The organism is Phytopseudomonas daroniae (assembly GCF_004327285.1).
GTDB classification, from domain to species: domain Bacteria; phylum Pseudomonadota; class Gammaproteobacteria; order Pseudomonadales; family Pseudomonadaceae; genus Aquipseudomonas; species Aquipseudomonas daroniae.
In genome coordinates, this window is sequence record NZ_QJUI01000046.1 from 1 (window position 1) to 6,942 (window position 6,942).

Here is a 6,942-nt window from a genome sequence, read left to right on the forward strand (position 1 = left end):
CTGGATGCGCTGCTGGCGATTTCGTCGTACGCTTTTGCATGGCCTTGCCCTCGCTGCCGTTGGTCATCATTAGAATGCCACCGTGGCGCATCGACGCCTCGGCGGGGGCGAGTCCATCTAATTACGAGGTTGAGCAGATATGAAAACGCCGCTCGGGTCGAGCGGCGTTTTCATTACAGCTGTGGCATCAAGCGGAAAGCTCGACCAACAGCTTGTTCAGGCGCTGCACGTAGGCCGCCGGATCTTTCAGGCTGTCGCCCGCAGCCAGCGCGGCCTGGTCGAAGAGAATGTGCGACAGGTCGCCAAAACGATCTTCGTCCGGTTCGGCATCCAGTTTCTCGATCAGCGGGTGGTTCGGGTTGAATTCGAAGATCGGCTTCGAATCCGGCACCTTCTGGCCGCTGGCCTCGAGAATCTGGCGCATCTGCAGGCCCAGATCCTGTTCGCCGATGGCCAGGATGGCTGGCGAATCGGTCAGGCGATGGGAGACGCGCACTTCCGCCACATGCTCGCCCAGCGCCGACTTCAAGCGTTCGACCAGCCCTTCCTTGCTCTTGGCGACCTCTTCCTGGGCCTTCTTGTCCTCTTCCGAGTCCAGCGAACCCAGATCCAGGTCACCACGGGCGACATCGACGAACGACTTGCCATCGAACTCGGTGAGGTAGCTCATCAGCCACTCGTCGATACGGTCGGTGAGCAGCAGCACTTCGATGCCTTTCTTGCGGAAGACTTCCAGGTGCGGGCTGTTCTTGACCTGCGCGTAGGACTCGCCGGTGAGGAAGTAGATCTTGTCCTGGCCGTCCTTGAGGCGACCGATGTAATCGCCCAGGGAAACGCTCTGCTCGCCCTCGCCGTCCTGAGTGGAAGCGAAGCGCAGCAGGCCGGCGATCTTCTCCTTGTTGGCGAAGTCTTCCGCCGGGCCTTCCTTGAGAACCTGGCCGAAGTTCTTCCAGAACGCCTTGTACTGCTCGGGCTCGTTCTTCGCCAGTTTTTCCAGCATGTCCAGCACGCGCTTGGTCAGTGCCGACTTCATCGAATCGATCACCGGATCCTTCTGCAGGATCTCGCGGGAGACGTTCAGCGACAGGTCGTTGGAGTCGACCACACCCTTGATGAAGCGCAGGTACAGCGGCAGGAACTCGTCCGCCTGATCCATGATGAACACGCGCTGCACATAGAGTTTCAGGCCGCGCGGCGCTTCGCGCTGGTACAGGTCGAACGGTGCACGGCCTGGCACGTACAGCAGCGAGGTGTACTCCAGCTTGCCTTCGACCTTGTTGTGGCTCCAGCTCAGCGGGTTGTCGAAGTCATGGGAAACGTGCTTGTAGAATTCCTGGTACTGCTCGTCGGTGACCTCGGTGCGCGGGCGCGTCCACAGTGCACTGGCGCGGTTGACCACTTCCCACTCGGATTCGGCTGGCTTGTCCTTCTCCTCGCCGTGGAACTCCTTCGGCAACTCGATCGGCAGGCCGATGTGGTCGGAGTATTTCTTGATGATGTTGCGCAGGCGCCAGCCGTCAGCGAACTCCTCTTCACCGCTCTTGAGGTGCAGAACGATGCGGGTACCGCGCTCGGCTTTCTCGACGTTGGCGATCTCGAAATCGCCCTCGCCCTTGGAGGCCCAGTGCACGCCTTCGCCAGCCGACAGCCCGGCACGACGGGTGAACACTTCGACCTTGTCGGCAACGATGAACGCGGAGTAGAAGCCCACGCCGAACTGACCGATCAGGCTCGAATCCTTCTTCTGGTCACCGGAGAGGTTCTTCAGGAAGTCGGCGGTACCGGACTTGGCGATGGTACCCAGGTGCGCGATGGCTTCTTCGCGGCTCATGCCGATGCCATTGTCGTCCAGGGTGACGGTCTTGGCGTCCTTGTCGAAGGTCACGCGGATCTTCAGCTCGGCTCCGCCTTCGAGCAGCTCGGGTTTGGCCAGCGCCTCGAAACGCAGCTTGTCGACGGCGTCGGAGGCGTTGGAGATCAACTCGCGCAGGAAGATTTCCTTGTTGGAATACAGCGAGTGGATCATGAGGTGCAGCAGTTGCTTCACCTCTGTCTGGAAGCCCAGGGTTTCTTTTTGAGTTTCCACACTCATGGTCATCTAACTCCACATTGATGGCTAAGCCGCAGTACGGCGGATGACCTATCAGGTGGGGGCGGTGTGGGAAAACTTCAAGTCATCTTCACGTCACTCATCAAGCAGCTCGACATGAACGACATCCGTCGGCGACAGCGCAAAGCGCGCTTCGCCCGAACCGTTCAGGCGCTGCCGCAGGATGATCTGCCCCTGTTCATCGAGCCCGGCGAACTGCCCCTGAGCCGAGTTGCCCTTTTCGCTGAACACCCGCATCGGCTGATTGACGTAGCGTTGCGGCTCGCTGAGCAGGCGCACAAGGGTGAAGTCCTGGCGTGGATCCTGCTGGGGGGCTGGCTGGCTTGGCGCGGCGGGCTGAGCAGGTGCAGCAACAGGCATCTGCTTGCTCGCTGCCGATAATTCGGCGAAGCGGTCATCATCCACTCGCCAGCCCAGTTGTGGATGCTTGCTCAGGCTCACCGACAAACGCTGCTCGCGTCCGTCAACGCGAGCCTGCACTTCGAGCATCAGGTTGCTACCCGCCACGGCAGAGGCAGGCAGTGGCTCAAGTTGCACATCGCGAGTAGCAAAGCGACGTTGCAGGTAGTCGGTGAGGATATGCGCCAGGGTGTCACGAGAGTCGACGGTGCGATCCACCTTGCCCTCGTTATAACGCAGGCCATTGCGAAACACTTCGACCTTGCCACTCAAGGTGGTCTCGAATTGCGGCGGCAGCACCAGGTGGAAATCCCCCACCAGCCGATTCGGTTCTTCGGGACGGAGATCCAGGTGCAATGTGTAGCCACCTTTCAGTTGGCGCGCTTCGGGCAAGTCCTGATCGGGCAACAACCAGCTGAACTCGATCTCCGGCAACTGACCCTGATCATCCGGCAGCACATCCAGACGCAGTCCATCCGCGGCGAGCGGCAAGCCACGAATGATCAGCTCACGACGGGCAAAGAAATCCTGACCTTCACGCAGACTGAGCACGCTGTCGGTCAATTCGCCTTCCTTGGGAGCGAAAGGTTCGCCATTGAGTTGGCCATTGAGCTGGATATGCAACTCACCTGGAGCCTGCTTCTCAGGCTGCAACCACTGCAGGCCGATGATGGCCTCCAGACGTTGTGGATCCTGGCCCGCCATTACAGCCAGACCGACGACCAGCGGGATCATGCCCAACGCGCAGCAGGCCAGTGCATGTTTGGCCCGGCGCCAATGAGCCACGATGAACAGCAGCGTCAGAGGCGGCAACAGGCAAGCCCAGCCCCATAGCAGGCTGGTGGCGAAACCACGCATCACCAGCAACACCAGGCCGACGAGAATCAGCAGCAGGCCGCCCAGGATCAACAACGCGTCCATTCAGTTTCCTTAAGTTCAGTAGCCAGGATCGGCGTCGGATGCGCCCACTTTGCCAGCGCGCACCGAGGGAACGAGCGTCACGATAATCATCGATGCGTGCTCAATCCACCGAGAAGTCGAGAAATTTTCCGATTTTGTGACAAGCCCTGAATTGGTGCTTCTACGGGTGCACCCAGCGCATAAACGGGCATTGAGTGGAAAGGGAATGAACTTATACCCACTTTGATGCCTCGAAAAACCGTAATGGTATTTACCCAAAGGAGATGCACCACCATGCAAAAATCAGTCGCTTACGCCTTTATGCTGGCTGCCACGCTTGGCCTTGCGGCCTGTGACAAGCCGTCCGAAAACAAAGCCGAAGACGCTCAAGAAGCTCGCACCGAAGCCCAGGAGTCGATGAACGACGCCGCTGAGCAGAGCAATGAAGCTGCTCAAAAAGAAGCCGAGGCCGCTCAGGAGCGTGCCAACGAGCAGCAGGAAGAGCTGCAAACTCCACCAGCCGAACCGGCAGCCCCTGCGGATCCAGCCGCACCCGCTGATCCGGCAGCCCCGACTCAGCAACAGCAGTAAGCTGACATTTTCACGTTACCCGCAGCCCACCGCGGGTAACGCCCTTCTCCCTCCGCTTTACCGCAACGCTGGCGTGAGCATCAACAGCAGCGTGCAACCCATTCCAATCATCCACACCAAGCTACGTTGCCAGTGCAGATCTGCCCAATAGAAGAGCAGATACAGCACCCGTGCGACCACGAAAGTCACCGCCAACAAGTCCACCAGCCACCCGCTGCTCTGGGTGACATGAGCCATCAGTACCCCTACTGCAAACAGCGGAAATGCCTCGAAACTGTTCTGATGAGCAGCCAGCGCGCGTGCGCCGAATCCGCTGAGGCGCGCCTGTTGTGCGCGTGGATGATGGTTGTCGTAACGCCCGCCCTCCTCCTTCATCGCCTTGGCCAGCGGCACCTTCGCCACGAAGATCAGCACGGCGCTGATGAATATGCACCAGAACGGAATACTCATTCGGCTCTCTCCTTGGTGGGCTCGAACGTCGGCGTTTGTGTGTACACCATCACTTCCAGCACATCGGAATGGAATTCGCGTCGATACAGCACCACCACGACACCTGCGGAAACCAACATGAAGAACCAGGGGTTGATGAACCAGGCCAGAGTCGCCATACCGAAATAGTAGGCACGCAGGCCGTAGTTGAACTGGTTGGCCGCCATCGAGATCACCCGCGCGGTTCGCTCGCCAAATGCCTTGCGCTCCTGCTCGGTGACATGCCGCTCACCGATCATCGGCGCTGAGCCCACCAATACGGCAGCGAAGTTGTATTGGCGCATGCACCAGCTGAAGGTGAAAAAGGCGTAGACGAACACCACGCCCAGGCACAGCAGCTTGGCCTCCGACATGCCGCGGCTGGCGAGCTGCACGAACGGCAGGTCGGCCAATAGCGATACCGCGCGATCCGAAGCGCCGAGCACGGTGAGGATGCCGGCGAGGATGATCAGCGTGCTGGAGGCGAAGAACGAGGCGTTACGCTCGAGGTTGCCGATCACGTTGGCATCGGCGATGCGGTTGTCGCGCAGCAGCATTCGCCGCATCCAGTCCTCGCGGTAGAGATGCAGGACGCTGGCCAGGCAAGGAGTGGTGCGGCCTTTCACTTGGGCATAGCGGGTGTAGCCCCCCCAGCAGATGACGAACCAGAGAACGGCCAGTAGATGAGGCAGATATTCTTCGCTGATGGGCATGCAGGCTCCTTGTAGTGCTGGAGCGATTATAGCCACGGAAGACAAGAAAAAGCCGCTCACGGGAGCGGCTCCAGGGCATCGACAGGTTGATCAGGCCGTTGCCGGACGCCTCATCCCCAATACCCGGTCAACCAGGCAGGCGACCATTAATGTCACCAATACGGGCACCAGCCAGCCCAGACTCTGAGCAGCCAGTGGCAGTCTGCCAAAGACGGCGGGCACGTGATCCCCCCAACCAGCAGCGCCCATGCCGTCGACGATACCAAACACCAGGGTAACCGCCATAACCGGTACGAAAACCCGGCTCTGTGACAGCCATAGGTGGTTCGCCAGGCTCAACGCCACCAACACGATCGCCAGCGGATAGAGCCCGACCAACACGGGAATGGAAACGCTGATTAGCTGAGTCAGCCCCTGGTTGGAAACCGCCAGGCTGAACAGGGCCAGGACGATAACTACGGCGCGGTAAGGGATCTTGACCAGATCACTGAAGAACTCACCGCACGCTGTCAGCAACCCAACGCCAGTGGTCAGGCAGGCCAGGATGATGACGACCGCCAACAGCAGCGAGCCCGATGTTCCAAACGTCTGGTTCACGTAGGCGGTGAGGATTTGCCCGCCGTTCTCGGCACCCTCAGCCAACTCATGGCTGGTAGCACCAAGATAAAACAGCGACAGATAGACCAACGAAAGCGCCACCGCAGCGATGATGCCGGCAATCACACAGTAGCGGGTGATCAATCCGTCGTCGCTGATGCCACGCGCGCGCACGGCGTTGGCAATCACAATACCGAATACCAGGGCGCCCAGGGCATCCATGGTCAGGTAGCCCTGCAGGAAACCCTGCACCAACGGTTCACTGCGGTAGGCACCGGATGCCTCACCCACCTCCCCCGCTGGGGCAAATACGGCCGCTCCACCCAACACGATCAGCGCAACGATCAGCACCGGCGTAATGTACTTGCCGACCCGATCGACCAGGCGACCTGGGTTGAGGGACAAGAACAGTACGGCCGCGAAATACACCAGGGTATATACGAATAGCGCTGTGGCGCTGTTGCCGACAAAGGGCTGCATGCCGATCTCGAACGACGCGACGGCCGTGCGCGGGGTGGCAAACAGCGGGCCGATCGCCAGGTACACGGCCACTGCCAGTGCTATACCGGCCCAACGGCCCAACGGTGTGGTCAACGTTGGCAGGCCACCGCCCACACGGGCCAACGCCACGACCGTGAGCAATGGCAAACCGACACCGGTCAGCAGAAAGCCGATTGCCGCTGCGGCGATATTTTCGCCAGCTGACAGGCCGGCGCTAGGCGGGAAGATGATGTTGCCCGCACCCAGAAAAAGCGCGAACGTCATGAAACCGAGAGCCAGGATATCCAGGCTTTTCAAGCGAGTCATAGAGGGAAATACCACAGGCAGAAAATCAAAATGTTCCGGAGGTTTCCATCAGGGTCAGGGGAAACGTTGCCCGGGCTCGTGGGCCGGGCCAATGCAGGCATGCTCGTCTGCTTGTGGCAGTTGGCAATGCAGGGGGCGGCATGTTAGCGAAAATCAGCCGAGAACTCGAAGCTGGCGGACAGACTGTCGAAAGCCTGTAAGTTCGCGTCGCCTCAATGAAAAAAGGCCACCCGAACAGAGCGTGTGAAAACCCGCTGATGTAGGTATTGGCACCCGGCAAACGCCCTGACATCGTTCGGGGCGTTTTCTTTTGTGCGATTCAGAAGGTCACCACCGGACTTTTCAGGCGAGCAGCTC

Annotated in this window: 6 protein-coding genes; 1 reads left to right on the forward strand and 5 read right to left on the reverse strand. The window is 59.9% G+C overall.

Features of this window, described 5'->3' with window-relative positions:
• Window positions 1–187: 187 nt before the first annotated feature.
• On the reverse strand, window positions 188–2,092 hold the full coding sequence (gene htpG / locus DNK06_RS24900; RefSeq protein WP_131182649.1) for a molecular chaperone HtpG: 1,905 nt from the start codon (window positions 2,090–2,092) through the stop codon (window positions 188–190).
• 93 nt (window positions 2,093–2,185) lie between these two features.
• Window positions 2,186–3,430 (reverse strand): MFS transporter, encoded by a 1,245-nt coding sequence (locus tag DNK06_RS24905; RefSeq protein WP_131182650.1) that lies wholly within the window; start codon window positions 3,428–3,430, stop codon window positions 2,186–2,188.
• Between the two features lie 273 nt (window positions 3,431–3,703).
• Here DNK06_RS24905 and DNK06_RS24910 point away from each other — a divergent pair, with 273 nt between their 5' ends.
• A complete protein-coding gene (locus DNK06_RS24910) occupies window positions 3,704–4,000 on the forward strand; it encodes a hypothetical protein (RefSeq protein WP_131182654.1) in 297 nt (98 codons plus the stop codon).
• Between the two features lie 57 nt (window positions 4,001–4,057).
• On the opposite strand, the gene DNK06_RS24915 is transcribed toward DNK06_RS24910, so the two are convergent.
• The 3 genes from DNK06_RS24915 to brnQ all read right to left on the reverse strand — a co-directional run bounded on the left by DNK06_RS24915 (window position 4,058) and on the right by brnQ (window position 6,585).
• A complete protein-coding gene (locus DNK06_RS24915) occupies window positions 4,058–4,450 on the reverse strand; it encodes an MAPEG family protein (protein WP_131182651.1) in 393 nt (130 codons plus the stop codon).
• Window positions 4,447–5,181, reverse strand: a complete 735-nt coding sequence (locus DNK06_RS24920; protein ID WP_131182652.1) for a DUF599 domain-containing protein — start codon at window positions 5,179–5,181, stop codon at window positions 4,447–4,449. Before DNK06_RS24920 ends, DNK06_RS24915 begins: the two co-directional genes overlap by 4 nt.
• A gap of 90 nt (window positions 5,182–5,271) precedes the next feature.
• A complete protein-coding gene (brnQ, locus tag DNK06_RS24925; protein ID WP_131182653.1) occupies window positions 5,272–6,585 on the reverse strand; it encodes a branched-chain amino acid transport system II carrier protein in 1,314 nt (437 codons plus the stop codon).
• Between the last annotated feature and the right edge of the window lie 357 nt (window positions 6,586–6,942).

Bases quoted from the DNA above. Each gene is read 5' to 3' on its own strand.
- htpG (WP_131182649.1), bottom strand. From the start codon at position 2,092: ATGAGTGTGGAAACTCAAAAAGAAACCCTGGGCTTCCAGACAGAGGTG.
- DNK06_RS24905 (WP_131182650.1), bottom strand. From the start codon at position 3,430: ATGGACGCGTTGTTGATCCTGGGCGGCCTGCTGCTGATTCTCGTCGGC.
- DNK06_RS24910 (WP_131182654.1), top strand. From the start codon at position 3,704: ATGCAAAAATCAGTCGCTTACGCCTTTATGCTGGCTGCCACGCTTGGC.
- DNK06_RS24915 (WP_131182651.1), bottom strand. From the start codon at position 4,450: ATGAGTATTCCGTTCTGGTGCATATTCATCAGCGCCGTGCTGATCTTC.
- DNK06_RS24920 (WP_131182652.1), bottom strand. From the start codon at position 5,181: ATGCCCATCAGCGAAGAATATCTGCCTCATCTACTGGCCGTTCTCTGG.
- brnQ (WP_131182653.1), bottom strand. From the start codon at position 6,585: ATGACTCGCTTGAAAAGCCTGGATATCCTGGCTCTCGGTTTCATGACG.